The 24,123-nt window shown below is 39.9% G+C and carries 18 protein-coding genes; 4 read left to right on the top strand and 14 right to left on the bottom strand.

Translation table 11 applies throughout. From position 1 onward, the window contains the following. Nucleotides 1–39: 39 nt before the first annotated feature. The 10 genes from tssD (AB6735_RS14670) to AB6735_RS14625 all read right to left on the bottom strand — a co-directional run bounded on the left by tssD (AB6735_RS14670) (nucleotide 40) and on the right by AB6735_RS14625 (nucleotide 10,493). Nucleotides 40–432, bottom strand: coding sequence for a type VI secretion system tube protein TssD (gene tssD / locus AB6735_RS14670; RefSeq protein ID WP_370996595.1), 393 nt, complete (start codon nucleotides 430–432; stop codon nucleotides 40–42). A 77-nt stretch (nucleotides 433–509) separates the two neighbouring features. Then, nucleotides 510–908 carry a type VI secretion system tube protein TssD gene (gene tssD, locus AB6735_RS14665; protein WP_076376521.1) on the bottom strand — a complete coding sequence of 133 codons (399 nt, stop codon included), beginning with the start codon at nucleotides 906–908 and terminating at the stop codon, nucleotides 510–512. 105 nt (nucleotides 909–1,013) lie between these two features. Continuing rightward, nucleotides 1,014–1,583 carry an NAD(P)H-dependent oxidoreductase gene (locus AB6735_RS14660; RefSeq protein WP_370996594.1) on the bottom strand — a complete coding sequence of 190 codons (570 nt, stop codon included), beginning with the start codon at nucleotides 1,581–1,583 and terminating at the stop codon, nucleotides 1,014–1,016. 130 nt (nucleotides 1,584–1,713) lie between these two features. Continuing rightward, nucleotides 1,714–3,093 (bottom strand): DUF5458 family protein, encoded by a 1,380-nt coding sequence (locus AB6735_RS14655; RefSeq protein WP_370996593.1) that lies wholly within the window; start codon nucleotides 3,091–3,093, stop codon nucleotides 1,714–1,716. A gap of 26 nt (nucleotides 3,094–3,119) precedes the next feature. Next, on the bottom strand, nucleotides 3,120–3,560 hold the full coding sequence (locus tag AB6735_RS14650; protein WP_370996592.1) for a type VI secretion system contractile sheath small subunit: 441 nt from the start codon (nucleotides 3,558–3,560) through the stop codon (nucleotides 3,120–3,122). Between the two features lie 95 nt (nucleotides 3,561–3,655). Further along, the gene (locus AB6735_RS14645; protein ID WP_370996591.1) at nucleotides 3,656–6,136 is read right to left on the bottom strand and encodes an ATP-dependent Clp protease ATP-binding subunit; all 2,481 of its coding nucleotides are present in this window, start codon (nucleotides 6,134–6,136) and stop codon (nucleotides 3,656–3,658) included. 1 nt (nucleotide 6,137) lies between these two features. Then, nucleotides 6,138–8,531: a type VI secretion system protein TssR domain-containing protein gene (gene tssR / locus AB6735_RS14640; protein WP_370996590.1), complete on the bottom strand. Its 2,394-nt coding sequence runs from the start codon at nucleotides 8,529–8,531 to the stop codon at nucleotides 6,138–6,140. 14 nt (nucleotides 8,532–8,545) lie between these two features. Further along, the gene (locus AB6735_RS14635) at nucleotides 8,546–9,505 is read right to left on the bottom strand and encodes a PKD domain-containing protein (protein ID WP_370996589.1); all 960 of its coding nucleotides are present in this window, start codon (nucleotides 9,503–9,505) and stop codon (nucleotides 8,546–8,548) included. A gap of 43 nt (nucleotides 9,506–9,548) precedes the next feature. Further along, nucleotides 9,549–10,037, bottom strand: coding sequence for a type VI secretion system transmembrane protein TssO (locus AB6735_RS14630; protein WP_370996588.1), 489 nt, complete (start codon nucleotides 10,035–10,037; stop codon nucleotides 9,549–9,551). Nucleotides 10,038–10,043: 6 nt separating this feature from the next. Next, entirely contained in the window at nucleotides 10,044–10,493 is a 450-nt protein-coding gene (locus AB6735_RS14625; RefSeq protein WP_370996587.1) for a hypothetical protein, read from the bottom strand. A 332-nt stretch (nucleotides 10,494–10,825) separates the two neighbouring features. On the opposite strand from AB6735_RS14625, the gene AB6735_RS14620 reads away from it, so the two are divergent. Both AB6735_RS14620 and AB6735_RS14615 read left to right on the top strand, forming a co-directional pair. Continuing rightward, entirely contained in the window at nucleotides 10,826–11,200 is a 375-nt protein-coding gene (locus AB6735_RS14620) for a GPW/gp25 family protein (RefSeq protein ID WP_370996586.1), read from the top strand. A gap of 9 nt (nucleotides 11,201–11,209) precedes the next feature. Continuing rightward, nucleotides 11,210–13,063, top strand: a complete 1,854-nt coding sequence (locus AB6735_RS14615; protein ID WP_370996585.1) for a hypothetical protein — start codon at nucleotides 11,210–11,212, stop codon at nucleotides 13,061–13,063. 8 nt (nucleotides 13,064–13,071) lie between these two features. Here the strand turns inward: AB6735_RS14615 and AB6735_RS14610 are convergent, their stop codons facing one another. Next, nucleotides 13,072–14,007: a type VI secretion system baseplate subunit TssG gene (locus tag AB6735_RS14610; RefSeq protein ID WP_370996584.1), complete on the bottom strand. Its 936-nt coding sequence runs from the start codon at nucleotides 14,005–14,007 to the stop codon at nucleotides 13,072–13,074. A 118-nt stretch (nucleotides 14,008–14,125) separates the two neighbouring features. Here AB6735_RS14610 and AB6735_RS14605 point away from each other — a divergent pair, with 118 nt between their 5' ends. Together AB6735_RS14605 and AB6735_RS14600 are read left to right on the top strand one after the other, a co-directional pair. Beyond that, on the top strand, nucleotides 14,126–15,019 hold the full coding sequence (locus tag AB6735_RS14605) for a TssN family type VI secretion system protein (protein WP_370996583.1): 894 nt from the start codon (nucleotides 14,126–14,128) through the stop codon (nucleotides 15,017–15,019). Nucleotides 15,020–15,056: 37 nt separating this feature from the next. Next, nucleotides 15,057–16,196 (top strand): hypothetical protein, encoded by a 1,140-nt coding sequence (locus AB6735_RS14600; RefSeq protein ID WP_370996582.1) that lies wholly within the window; start codon nucleotides 15,057–15,059, stop codon nucleotides 16,194–16,196. A 392-nt stretch (nucleotides 16,197–16,588) separates the two neighbouring features. On the opposite strand, the gene AB6735_RS14595 is transcribed toward AB6735_RS14600, so the two are convergent. The 3 genes from AB6735_RS14595 to AB6735_RS14585 are packed head-to-tail and all read right to left on the bottom strand — an operon-like array spanning nucleotide 16,589 to nucleotide 24,010. After that, nucleotides 16,589–17,038, bottom strand: a complete 450-nt coding sequence (locus tag AB6735_RS14595) for an STAS-like domain-containing protein (protein ID WP_370996581.1) — start codon at nucleotides 17,036–17,038, stop codon at nucleotides 16,589–16,591. A gap of 41 nt (nucleotides 17,039–17,079) precedes the next feature. Then, nucleotides 17,080–18,435, bottom strand: a complete 1,356-nt coding sequence (locus tag AB6735_RS14590) for a hypothetical protein (RefSeq protein WP_370996580.1) — start codon at nucleotides 18,433–18,435, stop codon at nucleotides 17,080–17,082. Next, nucleotides 18,398–24,010, bottom strand: coding sequence for a hypothetical protein (locus AB6735_RS14585; protein WP_370996579.1), 5,613 nt, complete (start codon nucleotides 24,008–24,010; stop codon nucleotides 18,398–18,400). Before AB6735_RS14585 ends, AB6735_RS14590 begins: the two co-directional genes overlap by 38 nt. Nucleotides 24,011–24,123: the final 113 nt, after the last annotated feature.

Raw genomic sequence — 24,123 nt, 5'->3', positions numbered from 1 at the left:
GGATATAACTACACCCTCCGTTAATAAGCTTAGTCTTTTTTACTTAGGCCAATCGTTTTCGTGCTGGGCATTACCCATTTTTAGCTTGCGTGCCGATATAACAAAGCTTAATGACATTGGGTTGTTTCCAATGATAGATATACCTTCATTATACTGGATAATGTAACCTTCTTCAAAAGTCAACTCCTTCATTTTAGCGTCTTCGTCTGATTTTTTGAAGGTAATCGTTCCGTTGATGGGCTTGTATTGATTATTAACCATTGATTCGATAACCGATGTATCCTCAGTTGATTCAACCTCAACTTGTATGGTACCACCATAAACACCTGATGATGGACGGCCTTTTGCGTCCACATCCCTGTTTAATGAAAAGCTGCACTGCAGCACATCAAATTCTTTTGATCCGAGATTAATTCTTGCTTTGAAAGCCATAATTCTAAAATTTTGAAATTAAAAAAACGCCTGGTGTTTAAATACCAGCTCAATTTGGTCAAAAAAAATTAATTAATTTAATTTTTGCCCGGCCAGTCATTTACATGCTCGGCACTGCCTAATTTAAGCTTACGTGCAGAGATCACAAACTTCAGGCTCATTGGAGTGGATCCAGTAATGTCAATCCCCTCAGAATACTTTACAATGTAACCATCTTCAAAAGAAAGCTCCTTCATTTTAGCATCTTCTTCAGATTTTTTGATCAGTAAAGTACCTGCAATAGGTTTGTACTGGTTGTTTACCATCGACTCGATGATGGAAGTGTCTTCGGTTGATTCGATCTCGATATCGATCGTACCACCATAAACGCCAGAGGAAGGGCGTCCTTTTGAATCAACATCGCGGTTAAGCGCATACGAGCAAGTAAGTACATCATAATCCTTGCCCGAAAAATTTAATCTTGCTTTGAAAGCCATAACGATAAATTTTAAAGGTTAATAATTTAAAAGAATACAGTTTTTCTGTATTCTTTATAACTACAAATAAGAATTATTATTGTTTTACTAAATATTATTTTTTTATCAAATAAGCTTTAAGCCAAACGAATATAATTTTTGCAGCCACTTTTTGCTGTATTCGTTTTGCAAGGAGTATAAATGCCCTATGGTACTGGTATGTACGGGTTTTATCTGCCGCTTTTCAAGGATAGTTTTTTTGATAGCCAGATAGGTGGGATGTTGATTTTTTTGCCAGTCGTCCCAGGCCGGTTCATCCAGTATAGATATTATTCTGGCAGATTTTCCACTAAAGTTAATATCCATACGTCCGGCAGAACTTATAAATACCTGGTCTGGCATAAATATGCGGTCAAAAAACCCTTTGATACGGGTATTAATGGAATCTTTATATACCGGGCAAAAAATAGCGATGTGCGTTGCCCACTTTAACATATTGATAGATTGTAGCAGATCAGGCTCCGTAACGGTATTGGGTGGGGCAAACTGTTTATTAGGATTAAACTTCAAGTCGGCAATAATCAGTTCTTTTACCACACTCTGCGCCGCCTCTGCCCCATCTTTATAAGCGCCGATCAATGCAGCCGTATTTTCGCCTTTATTAATATCTGCGTTAATGATCAACAATTGCCTCATTGGCTACAAACATAGCCAGTATTTAACAATAAATAAAGCTAATAGCGAACTTAAATTAACATCAAACAAAAGAGCCATTTGACGAATGTTAAATGGCTCTTTTGTTTGATGTTATTGTTGCTTTTTGATGTTATTGCTGCTTATATTCGGTATCCCAGGTAGTACTGTCATCATCACCTTTCTGGCCATCAAGCTTCACTACGAAGCTTTTTGCCGGAAAATAAGGTATAATATTGATATCCAAATGAATGCGATCTTTCTGCTGTTCGTCACGTTCAAAACGAATGATCTTAAAACGTTCAATCAATCTATCGGGGCCTTGAATATTATCCAGAAATTTTACGATTTGTGAGCGCAGGTCCTGCTCGGTTTTGGAGTTCCAGTTTTCAAAAGCGCGACGGTTCAAAAAGTCGAACAGTACTTTAGTGATATAATCAAATACGCGAACTACGGAGTATGTCTGAAGCCCGATATTATCCCCATTGAACAATGTTTTGGCCGAAAACGCCATCACTTTACCGTATTCATTAACCATAGGCACCAGCCCTACGCGTTCAAGATGTGATATCTCGCTTTTCTTCAGGTCAAACCGTACACCATCAACCTCGTTTACAGCACCATGTTTTTTCCCTGCTGTAACCTGCGACATCAACGTATAATACATTTTACCGGCCAGCGCTGCTGAACCCGGCACATACAGATCATCCTCTTCTCCTGCTTCGGATACCTTGCCGCGACCAACCAGCCAGTTACAGGTCATGATAGTATTTGATTTAAAGGCATCTCCCCCGGTTAGGTTAGCTGCGGTAAACAGATCTAACACGTCATCCGGTTGTTCCAGATCGGCAAAATCGGTAACCAGCATAACCTTGTTATCATATGCTATTTTTGACCAGCGCTCCACCACTTTATTAGAACCCAGGTAGCCGGGGATAACCAGTATAGAATAGTTTTGACGCAGATCCAAGCGATCATAATTTTGCTTAAGCTCATTGGCGGTAAACTCAATGAATCTTGGGTTGTCCAGTTCTTTCAACTGATCAAGCGAAGCATTCATCACCACTACGTTTTTCAATTTATCGGCTTCTGTATTTTTATAAAACAAATGAACCGAGCGATAAGCCTGCTCCAGCTCACGTGTAGCCTGTAGCGTATTCAGCAGGTTCCGGTTTAAATTCTCTTCGGTACTTTGCAGGTTTTCGGTGCTTTTTTCAACGATATTACTTACCGAATCTCCATTTTCCAAAGCGTCAATCCATTGCTCGAGCTTTAATTTCAGCTCTTCGCGCTCTGCCTTCTTTTCGTCGTCGGTTAAAAATATTTGTTTACGGGCCTTGCGTTCTGGATTAAGATTCTGTAAGCCTTCAATAGCGGATTCCAATAGATCGAATCCACCTACACGTGAAAGTTTATCAAGACTGGATGATAGCGATAGCTCCTCTTTTTCTTTTGGTTTATAAGCCTGACCAGATGACTGATCATTAAGTATCTGCTCGTTGGGTGTTGCCATGATCGTATTTTTATTTGTTTAGGTTATTATTGCTCCAACTCTTTAACTATACCCTTCAGCGCGTCAATAAAAGCCTGTTTGGTTTCGGCATTATCAAGGGTTGTTTTTAACGTTTTGTTTGTTTTTAACTGCTTAATAATATTCTGATACATTTCGCGCTGAATATTGAGCTTACGCAGATAATTACTTTGCTGAACCAATCTTTTTGGAGCAAAATCGCCCAGGTTGGCAAAATGAAAAGTTTCGTTAATGCTTGATCCGTCTATTTTATCAAGCGCTACATTAACTTTAGGTTTGTAATGTCCAAATACCTCTTCCACATTTTTCAACCCTTCTACCTTTTCCGGTCTAAGCGGTTCATTATCTGTAAGTTTTTGGATAAATAATGTTTTATTGGGGGCTATATCATTAAATGCTTCTGAGGTATCGACTTTCTTCTCGTTTCCTCCTATTTCGTAGTTAAACATAATTTCTTAATTAAATGATAAGTATAGAATTGTAAATATTAATAATGTAATTACTCGTAAATTGTTTTACTGTGTCTTAATTCTTTCAAAAAGAGTTACTTAATATCCCATAACAGCTCATCAACACCTGTATTTTTACTTATAATCACGCTATTTCCCTTTTTTAACTCTCCAGAAATAATATATCGCGATATAGGTCGTCTGAGCTGATTGCGGATCACGCCCGATAACTGCCTTGCGCCGTATTTGGGTGTAAAACCTTTTAAAGCCAACATGCTCTTGGCCTCATCACTGATCTGCATATCGATACCCATTTTTTCGAGCGCCTGAACCAGGCTTTTGAGTTGAATGTCAAATATCCGCACTACATTTTCTTCGGATATCGGTGCAAATGGTACAATTTCAGACAGGCGGGCTAAAAACTCCGGACGAAAATTTTTACCCATTACTTCCATTAATTGTGATGATGTGGGCATGTTCCCTTTTTGTATCTCGCCTGCTACCCATTCGCTGCCAATGTTGGAGGTAAACAGGATCAGCGCGTTTGAAAAATCACCCTCTTTCCCCAGCCTGTCATGCATGTGTCCTTCGTCCAGTATCTGTAAAAAGATATCGAATACCGAAGGGTGCGCTTTCTCGATCTCATCAAACAACACCACCGAATACGGTTGCTGCCGGATCTTATTTACCAGGAGGCCGCCTTCTTCGTATCCCACATATCCCGGAGGCGCTCCGTATAATAATGCTGCGGAATGCTCTTCTTTAAACTCCGACATATCAAACCGGATCATGGCTTTATCGTCGTTGAACAGAAACTCCGCGATAGATTTAGCCAGCTCGGTTTTGCCTGTGCCGGTTGGACCAAGTAAAAAGAACGAACCGATAGGTTGCCCCTTTTTATTTAAACCACTCCGCGATTCCAAAATAGCATCCGATACGGCTTTCAACGCCTGATCCTGCCCTACTACACGTTTCTTTAAAAAGCCTTCCATATTTAAAAGCCTTTCTTTTTCCTGGGCTTGGATCTTGCCTAAGGGGATGCCTGTTTTATAAGATATAATGGCCGCGATATCCTGTTTATCAACCACTTCGGTTTTACTACTGGCCAAAGTTTCCAACTGACTTATATTTCTTTCAAAATAGGCATCAAACTCTTCTGTAGTTTCCAGGCTTTCCACCTGGGTTTCGTCTTCCAGTTGGCCCAGTAATACGGCACTGATCTTATTACGTAATAAGGAGTATAACCATTGGTATGATGTTAGCAGTTCCGGATCATCCTTACTGTTTTTAAGCTCTTCAAAACGGGTACGCAGTTCTGCCAATGAGGTAACCGAAGTATCATTCATTAACCGGATGGCGGCCATGGTACGATCAAGCAGATCAAAAGCGGCGTCGGGCAGGCGCCTGTCTTTCAGGTAGCGCTGCGCCAAACGCACGCACTCTTCTGCCGCATTAGCATCCACTTTCAGGTTATGATGTGCCTCATAGCGGGGCACCAGCTTTTTAAGCATTTTTATGGCAGTGGCCGTATCCGGCTCATTTACCTGTAACACCTCAAAACGGCGACTAAAAGCCTGTTCTGGCTCAATAACTTTACGATACTCATCAATAGTAGTAGCGCCTATCACGGTTATTTCGCCCCTGGCCAATTCGGGCTTCAACAAATTGCCTACGCCACCACCTATCGGGCCTTTATTGTCTAATAAGGTATGTATCTCGTCAATAAACAGGATGGCTTTATCCAATTGTTTTAATTCCCGCAGAATGTTCTTTAGCCGATCTTCGATCTCACCTTTATAAGAAGCCCCGGCTATTAATGAGCCCAGATCCAGCTCGTACAGCTGTACATCCTTTAAAGAATCTGGCACCTGGTTATTTACAATATCCAAAGCAAAACCATCCACCAGGGCTGTTTTACCCACTCCGGCATCACCGGTTATCATTACATTAGGCTTGGTACGACGGCTCAGTATTTCCATTACCATGCGGGTTTCCCGCTCGCGGCCAATAATGGGGTCTATCTTATCGCGCCGGGCCAGCTCGGTACGGTCAATACAATATTTCAGCAAAGCACTGTTTGACTTGATTGGCGTATGTGCTCCGCCGTCATCATTCCCGGTTGTTTGCACCGCTTGCTGTATTTCTTCGTTACTCAGGTAAATATCCAACAGTTCCTTTTCTTTTACCGGGAACGATTTAAGCTGATTTACATCAAAACCTACGTTGGGTTTAACCAGTGCAATTAATACACAAACCGGGGTTATCAAATCAACCCCAAGTTTAATACGCACATTATCGGCCTCTTCAAATACCTGCCTAACGGCATTATTTCCCAGCATTTCGTCGGGCACACTAATGGCAGGTGCATACTCTTCTATCCGCACATCGGCCCAATCCTGCACATAGGCGGCATCTTTACCTAAAGATTGCAACATACCACGCAATCCTACTTCCTGATGCATTAACCCTTTTAATAGGTGCGCCGGGCCAAATTCTTTATGGTGATATTCTTTGGCAATTGATTGCGCCACCCTAACGGCTGTTTTTACTGATTCGCTGAGATTAACTATGTTCATGCTATTGCAGGTTGGCCTGAGTTATATAAAAATAAGTTTTGCCATTTGATGTAAAATGCTGGTTAACCAACACCGAGCGTTTAACCTGTTCGCTGCTGTGCACTAAAAACTTAATGTATCCCTCAAACTGTGCCTGAGGCATGTCACCTCTTAAATCGGCCACTTTTGTATTCTGGAAATTATTTTTCCCCGGCAAAGGCAAGCCGGTAACTGTTTTAAAGTATGTGCTCAACGGCATATCTTTAATATCACCCTTTGAGATCTTTTGATTTAATCGTTTCTGGATGATATCAACATAATTTTTAAACAACTTTTTGCGATAATCAGAAGCATCCTGCTGCAGGTTTTCGCCTATCATTAATGACAGTATATCGGTTAACTGGTTATACTCCTGTTCATTTAATATCAGCAAATATTGTAATTGGCCGGAATGCTGACTTACGATATTTGCCGGTAACTCAGCACTAATAAAATACTTAAAAGCGTTATGCGGCATGTTATTGCCCAAGTCATTCGCAACAGGGCTTACCTGTGCAATCACTCCTGGCTGCACGAAACGATTTTCCCGCCCGGTTAACCTGAAAGCACTATCCAGCGCATGCACCTGGGTATTGATGTCATAATCTGTCTCCCGCATCAAACGGTCGACCGATAAACGCATGGCCTGATTGGTTTTCACAACGCCCTTTGGTGGAAAAACCACAGCACCCTGTATCATGCTGTTTTTAGGATAATCTAAATAAAAGGAGATAGAATCAGAAAGCGATGTATTAAACTGCTGTACATTGCTCAAGCCTTCGCCTGTGATCATGCGCTGCTTTTTAAGATCGGCGAGTTTTATGGCTGATTGTGAAACAATTCGCCTGGCCTGTATCACAAAATCATTATAGATGGGATTATAATCACTAAATACCTGTATGGCCAATAAGCGGGCATCTGCAGCGGCCATCTGATCGGCTACATTGGCAATATCATCAGCATTATAGTCGGCCGATCCTGTTGTGCCTATCAGTACAATCAGATTGGTTTCGTTTGTATGTCCTTTAAATAATGTCAGGGCTGTATTTATTCCTTCAAACACCGGCTGATTTTGCAAAGTGGTACCGCAGCCATTGGTTACGGATGCTTGTTTATCAAAATACTTTACAAGTTCCCGGTAGTCTGTCGTAAAGTTTAATTTATTAATACCTCCGGAAGGGCAATCCTTCGCATTTCTGTATACTACCCCCCCATACGTTATCTGGTTGCCTTTTATATGAGCATTAAATATATTTTCAAATGATTGGATAGTACTGGTTATTCCAGAGAAATAATTACGCATGGTGCTGCCTCCATCAACAACAAAAACAACATTAATGTGATGGATATTTTTGCGTATGTTCAGGTAATCCAGGTATTTAAGATGACTACCCTTAACATTAAGAATACTATTGTTCGATTTATCATACACATCTACAGCTAGGCCGGTCCCTAATTTATCATTAGGATTTAGCACATTTCCCGTAATTACCGGTAAACTCCGAAGCACCGGCTCATCCGGTGTTATGAGGGGATCAAATTTAAAGTAAGTGCTGGTAGTTGGCGGGGCAGCAACCAATATAGCCTGATTAATAGCTGTTGCAGCTGAATCATCTACATCAGTGGTATTATTTTTAGCCGAACCAATGTATAGGCGATTACCCCAGTTATGTAACGCGTCGGCCGCTACCCAGCCATAAACGCTCCGGGCGGCACTGTCTGCTACAAGCTGTCCTTCAGAACCAACCAGCATTTTTTTGCCATCATCCGATTTTTTGAAAACATATACAATGTTATTTAATGCCAGTTTTGTTTTTTTACGTTCCAACTCCGGCGAGGTAAATACATACAATGAATCCGTTTTATCATAATAAAAGTCGGGCATCAACAATGGATTTTTACCGCTGATAACAGCTATATATTTACTGGGATAAGTGCCCTGGTTAATGAATGCCGACTGCCATAGTAAAACCTTCGATTTACTGATCCAGCCATAGCTCTGGCTCGATTTTTTATTAGTGAGTTTACGGCCCTGTACCATTCCTGGTTGATATTTGATGAGTTTTATATAACCATTTCTTTCTTCGCTTACATAAAAAGGATCCATGAATTTTAATTTTTTCATGATCAGGGTACCTCCCGGAGAAGTGTAAGTATAATTCTCATCACGATCAGAGAAAACTATCCATGGTAAACTGGTCTTATCATCGCTGTTATAAATATTGGTATTCTCATTTGGCTTTTCAAATGCAGCGGGCAGCGTTATTACTTTCTTACTTATGGATACAGGCGACTGCGCATTTACCGAAAAACAGCCAAGCAGCAGTAACATTATTAAAATATTTTTCATTTTGATAGGTGCATATATTAGGTTCATTTGATAGCGGTTTATTATTTGGATCTTCTCGGAGCGGCATTCGAGGTGGACGAATGTTGTTTAACAGTAAGCATACTTGAGCAGCTTGATTTGGCTCTTAGGGTTACCTGGGCTTCATCAATATTAACCCCGCCACCAAAAGTAAGACGCATACAGTATGAGTAAAAGTCGGTTTGCTTACTATCCCCGTTGGTTTCCAGGTTAACGGTTACTTTTTCATCACCGCAGAAATATTTGTTAACGAGGTAATAGTAATTAGTATTAAAATCGGCCCCATTGGCAATGGCTTGCAAATGCGCTCTGATGTCGTCGATTACTCTTCGTTCCCCTTCACCAGGCGTTACAATGGCGTTAACTGTCGAATCGGGATTTGATATCAGCATACGGTGATAAACGGGGTGTTTGCTTTTATCGGTACTTAATTTTATAAAATAAGTACCGGGATTATGGTAGGTATATAATGCGGTGGCTCCTTTAACATCAACTCTGCCGGTTTCACCAAATGACCATTCGTATATCCGGGCATTACCTTGGGCCTCAAGCCTGATTTGTTCATTGACAATTCCCTGGGTAGGCCCATTGATCGTCATCAGGGTATCAACAGACTGGACAATGGTATCTTTAACATTTACTGGAAACTGTTGCTTGAGGGTACCGTCAACAGTAATTCGTACAATGTAATCTCCGGCGTGTTTAAATTTATAACTCCCGTTTTGCAGGTTTGATTTGTCGCCGTTACCAAACTCCCATACCCAGCTTTTAGCATTAGTTGTATTGTCTGAGTATACGAGGTTTTCGTTTAAAAATATCTCATCTTTTAGCAGCCGGGCATTAACAGTTCTTTTATCAAATAATGAGCTTTTAAATAAAAAGATCAATGCGGCAATAATGAGTATACCAACAATGATATATAAAAAAGCATAGGTTTGCCTATTGGTATCCACGGGGCGGCCGCTGTTGTAATCGTCTTTCATTGGTTTAAAGGTTTTTGTTTTATAGTGATATGATGTTTTGCGTTTATTTGCTGGAACCAAGGCTTTGCTGCAACTGCCGTGTTGATAGCTTACAATCATCAAGCAGTTTACCCAGACGATTTATATCGCTGTAGTTGCCGCTGAGTTCGCGTTTATCATAAAACAGGTTCTCAAACAGTTTTGAAGCATGAATAAAACATTTATACCGGCTATCATACGGGCGGCGGTTATAATATGAATGTATAGCACCGATGGAATTTTTGATATCGTTCTCCAAAAAAAGCGCTTGAACATTCGGGTTAAATTTCACAATATGGGTATAAGTGGTATCAATGGCTGGTATAACTTGTGTAACCAGCGTTTCAAACTCTTCCTCTTCAGCTATTCGTTTGGCAAATTCATCTTTCGATATGGTTGCACCATTATCATAATTATAAAATATGGCAGTACACAGTAGAGATGATGTTATCAGAAACATCCCTAAAAACAAAAGAAATTTTTCTCTTCGTTCCTTTAAATTGAACTTTAACATGGCATATTAATAATGTGAAAACCGGCCACTAAGCTTACTTACAGCCGATTTGTTTATTTTATTACATGACTCCAACTGTGAGCGAAGGCTCTCAATCTGGAAACGGGTGGTAAATAATGAATCTTTAACATTGGCAATAGTGGCAATATGATTGCTTAATTTTTTGTACAGGTCGAAACTTTTGAGCGGATAAGGGTTACTCTGGAGCTTATCAAGAATATGCTGATTACTCTCCTGAATATCATTAAGCAGGATAGTTTGATTATTTAGTTCCTCCGAATTCATTTTTGAATACTGCGACAGCTGTTGCATTCGCATAAGAATAACCTCGAAATTATTGTTGATGTCATTACGAATAGCTACTAATTGATCAGTTTGCTTCACTTTGGCATTCAGCAGTACCATCTCATGGCTTGAGGTGAAGAAAAAGAAATAAACCGTTACAACTGCAAACATTAATAACCCTGCCAGATACATTATAAAAACCCTGTAGGATCGGTTTAGGTCAATTATATTTATGGGTTTCATTAAATATATGTAATATTATTGTTAAGAGGTTATAGATAACTTAAAATTAAAATGATTAATTACCAATATAAATCACTCAGAATAAAGGGTGTAATAAATATTTTATTAACCGTTAAAACATTTCTACAACTATTTTTCAAAAGAAATGTTTATGAAAAAGTAATTTTTTTTATCATCATTGTGAAAATCAAATATTTAATATGGCAAACCCTCTATATTTCAAGCCGTTAAAATTCCAAAACATTACTTTAGGGCGAGATATGCAAACACAGGATCTTGGAGGCTCTATTTCACAATATATAGAGTTGATCATTTTTACCAGGTATGGCGAACATCGCTATAATTCTGAGTTTGGATGCGAGATATGGGATATGGATTTTGAACTTATACAAAGTGAAACTATTTGGGAAGAAAAACTACGACAATCACTACTCCGTTCAATTAAAAAGTTTGAAAAAAGAATCTATGATATTGATATCGATGTACATATCAGCGAGATCAATAAATTTTATCCCTTAAGAAATGTAAGTGAAATAAAGAAACGTGTGGAGATCATTATAAAAGGAAAGCTTAATAAAACCGGTGAGTATTATACCTTTTCCACGTCATTATTTTTGAGTCCATTATCTGCATAAAACCTAAACATGAGCAAATTATTTTTCACATCGAAAGAAGAAATAAAAGGGCGAATGCTCCGGAACGCCATGGATTTCTGGAACACCACGAATGTTAATGATATTGATCCGCTGGTTAAATTATTGATCGAAGCGCTCAGTTCAGAATTATTTAATCTTTCCAATGATGTTAAAAATCTGGAGAACAGAGTACTAAATAAAATATCAAGAATACTCGCTTCAGATTATCTTACCGCCCCGCTTCCGGCCCATGCTCTGTTAAAGGGTATACCAGTTGAAACTAAGGAAACCTTGAGCATCAAAAACCATTTTATTTATAAAAAACCTGTTTCACCAGACACAGGCAAAACAGCACCAGGGCCTTTAGATATTTTTTTTACACCTATTGGCGAAAACAAAGTTTTTAAAGCGGAGATCAAATACACATTTAATGGCAAACAACTTTGGGAACATACTCCGGATATGCAAAGAAGCTTAGTTGCAAATTCATTACCGCAATCCTTTATTGAAAATAATACATTATGGGTGGGTATTGAACCTGATGCTAAGCTCGATACACTTAAAGGAGCCGGAATCTATTTTGAATGGCCAGGTTATACTGCCAATGATGATTTTTACAACCTGTTGTCTGTTACCAGACTCTACACAGATCAGCAGGAACTGCATACAACGAAGGGGTTAATATATGAAGGGGAAGAAACGGAAGAAAACAAACCGGTATTTTATGATCAAAACGTTATGAACTTAATTACCAGGGATGTAAAATCCTACTATCAAAGTCGTTTTATATCCCTTACAGATGATAGCTTAAATGATCTTGACCTGCTTAAGAAAAGCTATCCCTTATCCTTTGAAACATGGTTTGAATCTACCGACCTAAAACGACTTAAGCCTTGTGTATGGATAAAAATTGTTTTTCCGGCTATGATCGGGCGAGATGTGATCAACGAACTACAACTTCATCTGAACTGTTTTCCGGTAATGAGCCGTAAACTGCATGAACAGAAATTCAGGGTAAAGGAAATGAATAATATCATTCCTATCAAGCCTTCGGCTTATGATCATTTTTTATCAGTTCAAAACTTACATGACGATCTGGATACTCACTATAATGAGATCCCATATAGTGCGCCTGATCAAAATTTTGAAGGAAGTTACTCTGTCAGAAACGGTGGGGCCGAACGTTTTGACTCCCGGAATGCACAGCAGATTATCGAGTATCTTTTTGAGTTACTCAGAGACGAAAAAGCTGCTTTTGCTGCTTATGGAAACGATTTTTTAAACTCGACATTAAAAACACTCGAGCAAAACATTTCGCTCATTGAAAAAAAATCAAATCAAGCAAAAGACAATCATGAACTGATCAATTATCTTGTTCTGAAGCCAAGCAATAAAGCCAGTATGTTATATCTTCAGTTTTGGACTACCCTGGCAGATACCGCCAATAATATCAGAAAGGGCTCCCGATTACAGCAGTTCGAAACTACAAAGCTAAAAACGGATAGTTTGCGCCTGATGACCACCTCTATCGGGGGCAGAAATAGTCTCGGTGCCGCCGAACGTATACAGGCCTATAAATATGGGCTTACTACCAAAGACCGGATTGTCACTCAAGCCGATCTGACCAATTTTTGCCAATATGAACTGGGCAGCAAATTAAAAAGTGTCCGCATTGCTAAAGGCGTAAGCATTTCTTCAAACCCAAAAGAAGGTTTCAAAAAAACTACGGATATTTATTTAAAGCCACAAGAGGGAAGTAAGCTATCAACAAACGAATGGGATACCTTACTTAGTTTGCTTCAGTCAAAACTGGAATCACGGAGCATTATTAATTATAATTACCGGCTTTTTATTGAAAATTAGGACCATTCCTAATTGCCTAAATAAGTGGTGTATCCAAGCCTGGCATTATCCTGATCTACTCCGATTATTATTTTTTTCGAAGCAGGCGCAGCCAACAAATTAATCTTCACCCCGGTTTGCATCGGTATAAAGTATGATAATAACACATCCACACAAATGGCAGATCGCTCGCCGGGTAAAAAGTCTATCATTTTTGAAGCACTCAATGGCCCAACGGTAACATGTAACTCCTCTTCGGGCTCAATCAATTGTCCCGCTATAAAATCTATTCCCAGGGCCGCTTTACCCAACGAAGTCTGCATATTTGCCGGGTCTTTTCCCTCACGATTGGTGGAGAACTTATAACTGAGCGACATGGGTGTTTTAAACAACATGGTTAATATTTTACCTATAAAAACAAGATTATTCCGTTGCTCATGAATAACAGGCAAAACATGTATTAATATAAGCATTTGTTTGTTTGTAAAACAGCCAAATTCTTTCCACTCCTTTAAAAATATGTTGATCAGATCGTCATATTCATTTTTCTTGTCAAGACGGTTCTCATAAAGCTCAAGGATCATTTTCAGGTGATTTACCTCTGCTTCAAATGGTGTAAAAAAGCGCCGGGTCTGCTTCTCTTCATCCCTCCTGTCAACAATATCCTTAATCATTTCCTCTTCGGTGATCATTAAACTCGAAGCAGGTGGTTTATGAAATAATCCCTCAGGCAACATGTCATACAATCCATCACGGTTAACCTGAACCTGAAGCATCCGTTTATTCGTAATATCGGTTTGGCTTACAATAACCCCAGCAATTTCTTTTGTAAATGCACGCCGCTGCGGGCCTATCGGTAATATCACAATATCATCGGCTCCAACCAATTCATTCTCAACAATTTCTGCAGCAATAACTGTGGCTTTAAAATCTGTATCGATAAGATTAGGGTTTTTGATCTTCATTTTTCAATATTTTTGCAAATAATATTTAAAACAATAACCACAATTATTGGTAATTGATTAGACTTATATCAAATTTATTTTTTTAAGCCCGTTACAGACCTGAACATACAATCATATCATGGACGTTAAATCATTTTTTATACGTTATCTTATCTTCCCCCTCATCTTTGTGATTGCTGCGGCAATCATGACTATAATTAACAAAAAGAATAAGCTCCTGAGCAATAAACGCCTTATTGTTATTATTCTGTTAACCGCTGTTATTTTAGGCATTCCAGGCTTACTGGGATTTCTTGACCTGCAGTTTATGCCCTGGGGTTACTTGTTTTGCCAACTTATTTACTTAGCCCTGGGCTCTGTTTATGTATGGCTGGCAGGTAAATATCACGAAAATGAACTACTGAACAAAAAAGGATTCTTTATTTTCTGCACACTGATTTCCTGTCTGCTGGGTATATATCTTTTTAAACTGGGCTTTGATTGGCTAAACAATCTGCAATATGGCTTATGGGCAGCCACCAGCATATTCATATTTTTGCTTCCACCCATTTTCTGGTGGGCATATATTGCGTTTATGAGTATCCCACTGGAAATTTACAAGGTATGGCAGTATCCCCGTACACCTGAGGATATCAGCATGGAACATCTCAATTTTGACAAACTGATGGTGCTGGAGCTTGATCTGTACAAAAATACCGACGACCCTGAACCCTTAAAGGTTAAGGCCAAAGCACCGCCAAATATGAACTTTGGGCAATGGTTCCAGAAATTTATTGATGATTATAATTTAAAATTCCCTAATGCGCCTGTGGCCTACAAAAGCAATAAAACCGACAGCTACAAGTGGATATTTTATGTTAAACCATCTTTTTGGAAACAACGGCGATTTATTGATCCCGACCTGAACATTGTGGAGAATAAGATCACTGAAGCAAACACAATATATGCCAAACGTGTTTCTGAGATTGTAAGCGAGCCCGAACGCACAAGCGATCAGGCTGTTTACCTGTAATATTATTATAATAACATCTACATACTAAAAACATGATATGCTTAGTCCGTTAAAAAACAAGCCCGTAAATTGGATAGATGGAATGAAAATTTCCAGCGATCATTTTATCAGTACAGATAATTTCATACACGATATAGTGAGGGATTCTAATTCCTTGCAGCTTAATAACTATAATTTTGGTTTATTACCCCCTGTTGCCAACGAATCCGTAGCACTGGACATACAGATCACGGAAAGGGCTTCTAATCAGATACAGATCAAAATAAACCATTGCAGCGCTGTAACCGCAGAAGGTCACCGCATTGATATATCCCGAACAGGTCCTGAGTTATTGTTCAGCCATTATTTTGGCCAGGATAACGCAACAGAAAATTCAGAAACCTACTACGTATTGCTAACTGTTAACCCGTTTGAGCGCGTGGCAAGCGGCAATCCTGATCCGGAGGAAATACCTTTAAGATATCCCGAGGTTGATAAACAGTACAATATTACCGTCATACCAGCCTCGCAGATAAACACCCGAAGCTCACATTTTCTGGAGGTTGGTAAATTCATTAAAAACGGTAATAACCTGCAAACAGATATCAGTTTCATACCTCCGTGCACATCGGTACTGAGCCATCCGCAACTGGTTAAATATTACGAAAGCTTCAGTAATCAACTGAATAATCTGCAACTGTTATCGTTCCGTATCCTGGATAAAATAACTTCAAAGGAATCTGTTTCAACCATTGGCAAAAACGTAAAAATATTATGCGAAAAGATGTTGGAATATATTGCCCGTATCTATTTCTCCTACCGTAATATGATGCATCAGCAGCCACCAATATATATGGTGTCCTGCTTTTCAGAAATGGCGCATATATTTTTCAGTACTGTGAAAAGTATACCCGGCGCCGAACGCGAAGAATTACTCAAATATTTTTACGAATGGAAGGATGTTACCCCTGGCAACTTTGAAGAGCTACTTGCCCGCCTCATAGAGATTGTTTACAATCATCATGACATCAATTCATCTATGATAACTGTTGATGAGTTCCTCCGCATAATAGTGGCTCTGTGGAATAAATTAAGCTCGCTGGAATATATTGGCCAACGTAAGGAGAACATTGTGGTAGCTGAGCAACAAGTGATACAAACAGTGCAATCCAAGCGTACGTGGACATTGCTTGATTAGCTCACCAGAAACGGCCGTAGAAATTTTAAAAACAGGGCCAATTATCCAAGAATATGGACAAAAGAAATTAACATAACTTATTAATAATTAGTATATTGTTTACCAAAACCCATCAAGGATTATCGCTATTTTGCACCGCTACTTACCCGATACAGAAAGTACTTAGCCGGTGATTATCAGTGAGTTATAAGTTTTGAGTTACAAATGGGTAACAAAAAAATCGACCTGTTTTTAGGTCAATTTTAACCATTTTGGATGTGGAAAACTTGCCTGTAAATACAATGCTTATTAGTGTTGCCAATGTAGTAGAAAGAAACTTTTAACCTAACTTATGCATAGGGGATAATTATCTGCAAACAAATAAAGCTATTCGTTCGATAGCCTTATTGATGTTATTTAGAAGAACGCATTCGAGATAGGTTGTATCTGTTCCTTGCGATTCTCAGTCTGCTATATGATGTTCTTGCGCTATTATATCCGATAACGCCATGGCTATCCATAGCGGAAATGATGATCGACTTCACGTAAGGAGATGCATTTCGTAGTTCAGTACGCCCTTCAATTACAGCATAACCCACGGCTTTTCCCAACTTGGAAAAACACTCATCGGCGAAAGTTTCAGAAATGGTTTCCACTCCCTCAAAATCAAGTATGAGTTGTTCCGATCGGTTCAGACGTGATGCCAGTCGCCTCCTGATATTTGCACCGGTAAACCTTGAGCTCGGATTTGCACCGGCTAATTCTTTAACTTTAATTGGTGAAGCGACTAAATTCATCTTTTGATGCACATTTTGGGACTGCAAAATTAACCTTTGTTTTTTAGATATCAAATAGTTAGCCAATATATAAAATTCCTCAAAATAATTTTACTTGGCTATGAATATTATTTCCAGACGGTTTGCTTTTGTTTGAAGTCAAGCAGGTAGGGCATCATCGCCCTGACACAGATATAACTGATATAAGCGGCATTCGCTTTCACACTTCCGTTTGGCCCGTCGGACTTGTGTTCATTGGTAAAATCCATCACCGATTTGACCACCAGGGCATATTTTTTGGATTTCTGAATGATCTGACCGGCTCTTAGAATACTATAACTTTCCATTTCAAGCCCCTTGATATTTGAATTAATGTTTTTCACAGGAATAGTATCGAAGTCATACTTTTCACTATTCTCCGGATGCTCCGGGTCAAAACTCATTTTGTCTATAAAACCCGAAGTTTTGACTACCCAGGGTCCGCAGGCGAATTCATCGATGACGATTTTGAAATCGCTGCGCAATAAATGTGCGCGTCCTTTGTCAATGATCAACCTCATATTTAGAATGATATCTTCCCGCTTTTTTTCAAGGAAACTGATCAGGTCCCGGTCGGCTTGTGAATAGTATTTTAAAGATTCGAATTTACCCTCTTTGAATTTGCCTGTAGCATAATCATGGACCGTAGAAGGAATGATCACATCATATAAATTCACTGAACCCTGCCGTCCGCCGCAGACACCCGACATTAAAAGGAACGTAGGCTGAATTTGCGAAATGACCTGTGTAGCGTGGATCGCCCCGTCTACCAGGCCCATTCTTTCTTGATGGATTACATAAAACGGCTGGTCATAATCTTCGCCAAAATTCCCCCTTCGTTTTTCTTTAAATATGCTTTTGTGTGAATTATAAACGCCAACACCTGTCTCTAAATTGCAATCCGCTTCATACACTTTGAACTCGTCGTCATACAAAGCCGTCACCACCGCAAAATCAACAACTTCAGGCTCAGCCTGGGCCGGGCTTTTTTCTACTGCACCGGCTGTTGTGCTCTTCCCGTCGCCTGTTTTTCCCCTGAGCTCACGCATGGTGTTCACCGGTAAACAACTCAGGTCAAAGTCGTCATCTGCTAAGGTATTGGCGTGGTAGAGCTTGCCGCCGTTAAAGGATTTATTTTGGGCCCCATCACGGGAGGTATACTCGAATTTCAAGCCCTCAAATGCCTTAAAGCTCCGCAATTCTTTCGCGAAATTGATGCCATCATCTCCTTCCGTGTCATTCCGAAGGCCTGCATGCACCAATAATACAAATGAAAAATCGTCCGGCATACCGTCGAGAAAATCAAAAAACTGGCTCGCCACTGAAAATAGCTGCACCACTGCTTTGTTAAAAAGCAATGAATTTTGACGTAATAACACTTTGTAAAAAATCATGTCGGTTTTTTCCTCAATGCGCCCTAGAATGATCAGGTTTATCTTGCTCATTTTGATGTATTTTTAGTTCCAGTGTAATTTGAAAATCTGCTCCACTACCGCCGGTTACCATATCTTTGTTATTGGTGTAAGAGCCACCGAAGGCTTCCACATAGTGTTTAACAATATTCATTAATCCGCCATCATTTTCAGGCTTTTCCGGCGGAATATAAGGAAAGTTTTGCGTGATGATCAGGCGGACCCATTTTCCCGGTAAGCGTTCGAATTCAAAGCCAATTTCCAATGGTTTCTCCCGTTCGCGTTTTTTATAACAGGCTTTGGCGTTTTTGATAATCTCCAGCAACACGATTTCAAAGATCCGCCTGTTAAAATTAATTAAAACGTCCTTGGCCTTATCCTTGTCCAGTACATTAACTTTAAGATCTGAACGTTTGGATACGTCATGGAGCTCTATCGTAAGGTTCGTTGGGAATTGGGTAAATACGTCATAAAACCCGTCTTTGGTGGTGAAGTCCAGTTTTTGTTGTATCAGCACCTTTAACAGCTCTTTGATCTGGTATACTTCTTCAGCGATGCTGCTGATCTCCTCCTGGGTAACCGGATCTATTTTGTAATAAAGTTCCTTCAAGGTCTTGATATAAAAATCCAAACCTTTGTTTTCATATGAAATTGCGGTAAATACCGTTTTACAATAATGTTTAAGGTTCTGGTCCGCTAAAATTTCATCCAAATTTGGCTCCAGGTCATCCTCAAATAATTTAATGACCTCATGGAACTTGGACTTAATGCGTTCCAGCGACAACGGCGCTTCCAATATCGCATCGATCACCTCGTTGATCTTATCTTTCAGGAAGAAATGGCCTTCCAATCCCTGCCCTTGCAACAGGAATTTGCTCAAATTAAAGAAAGGAACATCTAGTTTGGTCGGATCACTGAGTTCTGCCAGTTTGTAATTCCGGGTGATGATCCTGTAAAATTCTTTATTTGAATTGGAAAAGACCAGGGGATCAGCATTTGTATCCTCATAGCCATGAAGAAATGTTTGCAATAAGAAATCAATATTTTCGCGTTCTTCGTCGATAAAGTCTAACCGGTACACCGCGTGCCATACCTGGTATAGTAACAGTTTTTTTGAATTACTGTCATTCCACTTCAATATGGTGATGAAGTTTGTGTATTTAAAAACATCATCCTTGATCAGTAAGAAGCCGAGTTGTAAAAGCGCATAGGGCTGCCACTTATAGTAAAGTTGATCACTTAAGGACTCTTTGACGGAAAAGATACGTCCTGCCAAATATTTTTTCAGGAAGGAAACCAGGTCTATTAAAAAATTATTTAACAGGTCAATCAAATGAGGCTCGTGAAGCAAGCAAATCAAAACCTGTTCGATCCTAACCTTAATAGACTCGGTTTCAAACGTCGGCAGAGTTTTGTCTTTATTTTCCGCGATGATTTCAGTTTGCAATTGATTGAAATTCTCAAAATAATCCGGATAGAAACGGTAGGTATCGATCCGGCCAAATTCATTTCTCATTTTGAAAATCCCCTTCGTATCAACTTCGCCGTTATGTTTGAAAACAGGTAGATAACGGCTATTTACGAGCTCATCTTTCGCTGTCGTTAAAATAGCCAGTTCTTTTTTTCTCATGCGCAGATATTCTGCAACACTATGAGGAGGGCTGATCCTGTGGGTATGGTCCTTGGCAATAGCATCTAAAGCATGCAGCTCCGCGCAGAAGGGGCATGACAGGGCCGAATTATAAACCGAGATTTGCAGGTTAATGCCGAAAAAAATATCCGTCGGGACACTGGTATGGTCAAGCGGGTGTTCAACCGACGGTGATCCCTTTAATTTTTTAACTTTTAATGCCTTGATCCTTGAAAATAGCTCTCTTGTGAAATCTTCTGTTCTGGTAATGATCGAGAGCACCACAATTTCTTTTACTTCCAGGACGCAAAGGGTATCGATCATTTGTATGATCGAATCACCTGTTAACGAACCGGTATCTAGGATCAGGATTTTCTTTTTATAGGTCAAATGGTTTAACCGCTTGGCAGGTACCGGGAACCGCCAGCCCTTCGGCGTTTCAAAACGTTGTAAGCCGATAATATTGTCCTCGTAAGTTTTGAAAATCCGGCTGAGCTTCAGGGGCCCCAGCTTTTCGACACCGGAAAAAATCGGATAAAAGACATAATCGGGCCGATATTCCAGCGCTTTTTTTTCGGTGTCGGTTTTCGTTTCACCTTGTTCCCTGATCAGGTCATCCAGTAGCGATAAGTCGGACTCGTTACCCAGGTCTTTTAAAATAAACCTGATCTGGTTCGCATGGTAACTTAATTTCTCCTGATGGCTTTCATTTTTCAACTCCAGATACTTATCCGATAGCTTTTCAAACATCGACTGCAACAAATCATAACCTTCCAGCGTCGAAAACAGGGGCCGGAGATCTGTCATATAACCAACATGGGTCAAGTTTTGGCCAAAATGGCCTATTTTAAAGAAATTTTGATGCAGTTTAGGATCGTCGATGATGCCACTCACCTTTGGAAAAAGGATCTTATTGTTCTCGGTATGCGATTCTTTAAATTCAACAATGCTGTTCAGTAAGGGGTTGATCCTTTTTAATTTAGCGATGCCATCATAAGGCCCCTCGAATTTGCGGAGCTCCAATCCGCTTTTGAAATTAGCCAGGGTGAATAAAATGGCGGGTTCAATGTCATCTTTAGGTTCATAGGTGATTTCCCGGCGTAAGGAATCTTTTAGTTTTTCGCCGGCAGGTACCCGGGTATCGGCGATTGAAAAAATAGCATTTACGGTAGCACGCTTGCTTTTTTCAATGATATGCAGCATTTTATTGACCAGTTTTCCTGTTGAAATAACATCGTTAACGATCATGACATAATCCTTGCTGTCAATTTTTTCAAATGGTTTTTCAACATCAAAGGAATAATAGCTGGATAACATGATCAGTGTGGGTAATGCCTCCTTCCCCTTTATTTTAGGCAGCAGGACTTCAAACGCGGCTTCTTCCTGCAAGATATTATAGATGGAAGTGGCTACCAGCTGGCTGCTGATCGTGACAGCAATTATTTTTGTGAAACAAAATGGCGTATAGTCGATATCCGTGATCCCGTCTTTCAACTCTTCGGCCAGGATGGTATTAACTTTAGCCAGGTAATCATCCAGCAGGCACTTCGCAAAATAGCGGGCCATGTATTTATCGTGCAATACGTCGTAAAGCGAGAGGTATTCAAACTGAAACCCACCGCCAGAGGTCAAGAATACATATTCTTCTTTGCCGGCAATGACACCATTTTTAACCTGCTGGTATAGAAACTGTGTAATGTTTTTTTGCCGCTGCTGATAAAATTCATGCTTCAGCTTCTCCAGTCCGGAATAAGCCGAGAGGAGCTGGCCTGCCTGTCGGTAGAAAATCGTTCCTTCCGTATTTTCGGGCGACTGGAAATTGCTCAGCGGATAAGAATCCTTTTTACCCAATAACAAGCTTGTCAAGAGCGGCCTGTCATCCGGGTGTTTTAACCCGATCCATTCGATCAGTTCACCCTCATCTTTGTCACTATTGAATTCAATACAGGGAATCGGTTTGTAAATATATGGCTCAGGGATATGGAGCCTTTTTTTAATGCCCTGGATATCGACATGAATATAATTCTGGATCAGGTCTTTCACCATTTTATCTTCGTCGTCAGGCAAATTGAAAATGATCACTTTGGTCAGTTCGTTGACCTTGGGGGTGATCATCAGGTAATACAGTATTTTGATCCAGGATACATTACCGCTCCTTAAGCCAGCAAAGTCAAAAAACAGGATGCAGTTTTCGCCGCTTAATTCATCAAACTTTTTGTTGATCTCCAGCAATAGTTTGTTGTAAATATCTTTGACGTGAATTTCATGCCTGTTCTCGTCGATCTTCAGCTTTTCAAGAATTTCATTATAAATAAAAAGGATACTTAAATAATGAAAGGATTCCGAAATAAAGTTCGGCGCACTGTGTTCGACCCATTCTTCCGGATTGGCGCCAAGCTGGTAAGCATAATCATTCAGGATTTCGATATCCATCCTGACCGGCGCCACGCTGGTATTATTGGATTTTAACTTGGAAAGATTTTCCTTCTCCGGAATAACGATCGTAAACAGGGTCCCCGGAAATTCAATGTCGTCTTTATTTTCAACGTGGATGATCGCGTCACTGACATTGATCGTCGGCCTCAATTCGGCAATCGGTTTGGAAAGCTGGTTGTCAATATACAACTGATCGGAAAAATCACAGATTACGATACCTTTGCCACTTCTGACCGTGAGCAAGCCATTATAGCGCCGCACCATATCGATCAGAAAATAAAGACCGCGGGGGATCAGCTCATAAAACTCGATATTACGGTCCAAAGGCTCCTTGGAAGAATCGAGCAACAACGCGAATTCAATGATCTTGCTGTCTTCGTTCGCGCTGGCAAAGCTGGAAGATAAAAGGTATTTAGACTTTTTCCCGGCAAAATTTTTACGGAATTCCTCCCCGAGGGAATTCGGTATACCCTGTCCGAAATCGATAAAGGAATATTCCAGGTAGGCCGAATTTTTAAAATCCTCGTTTTGATCAAAGGAGGATAAATTCACTTTTCGCGGAAGCACAGGTCGGTTGTTCCGCGCTGCTAAAGTCTTTGCCACTTTTTCCCGGATACTGTCCTTATCCTTAAAAAAAGTCAACGTTTCCTTATATTTCTCGTCATTGTAAGAGTTTAAAAAATAAGGGGTGTCCGTTTTTGAACCCCATTGCCGGGAGAGGAAAACGGTGACATAGGCCTCCCTTAAGAAAGTCTTGTCGGTACCGTCAAAAGAATGCTGCAATGAATTAATGTAGAGCTCCTGGGTAATGATATTGCTGATGATCTTGCTCTCGAAAGGAGAATAACAATAAGAGTCTCTCAGCATTTGCGCCAGCTCGTTCTGTAGTTCAAATATTTTACTGGTCTTGCTGCTGGTTTCTAAATTATTGCCGATCAGGTCCTGGAAATGCGTATCAAATTTAATATATTGGTTGTCAAGTGCTGTATCGAAGATCGTAAAAGGGATGATCTGATGGCTTTGGGCTTTAAGCTTATCATACTGCTTATTAAATTCCCCGGGTTCAGGCAGATGCTCAAATATACTTTGTTCAAATTCCAGCGTTGAAAATAAACCGTATACGGTCATCAGGTAATCACTGCTCCGCTTTCGCCGGCCGATCTTGCGTTTACTGTCCTTATATAGGGACTCTTGTAGTGTAGCATACCGGTCTTCAAATTTCTTTAATTCTGAAGCACTATAGATCCGGCTTAACTCATGCCTGAATGGTAACCTTACCCTCAATTTCCTCCCGGAGAACTTAATGTTTCTCATCCAAGCAAAAAGAAAATTAATCTGTTCGGTCGCCACCCACTCTGTGAGCGTGAGGTCAAAAATCACTTCTTTCACTGACGGATCGAACGACCGGGTAAAATGATTGACCAATTTTTTTCCACCGTCAGGCGCAGTGGCCGGTATATTATTGATGAAAATAGAATCAAAATGGCTCTGACTGAATTTCGGACCAAAAAAGATGAAATGTTTGTTGTCTCCTACGCTCATGAAGGGAAATAAAGGTTGTATAAAGTTTGGTCGAACAAAATAATAAATATTTAACAATATCAAGACGTTAAATATTGAAAATCAGTTTAATTCGTAGTTGATACGGTTTCAGT

Source organism: Mucilaginibacter sp. RCC_168 (genome assembly GCF_041355315.1).
Classification (GTDB): domain Bacteria; phylum Bacteroidota; class Bacteroidia; order Sphingobacteriales; family Sphingobacteriaceae; genus Mucilaginibacter.
The sequence above is the reverse complement of the archived record's forward strand: the minus strand, read 5'-3'. Positions and strand labels throughout refer to the sequence as shown.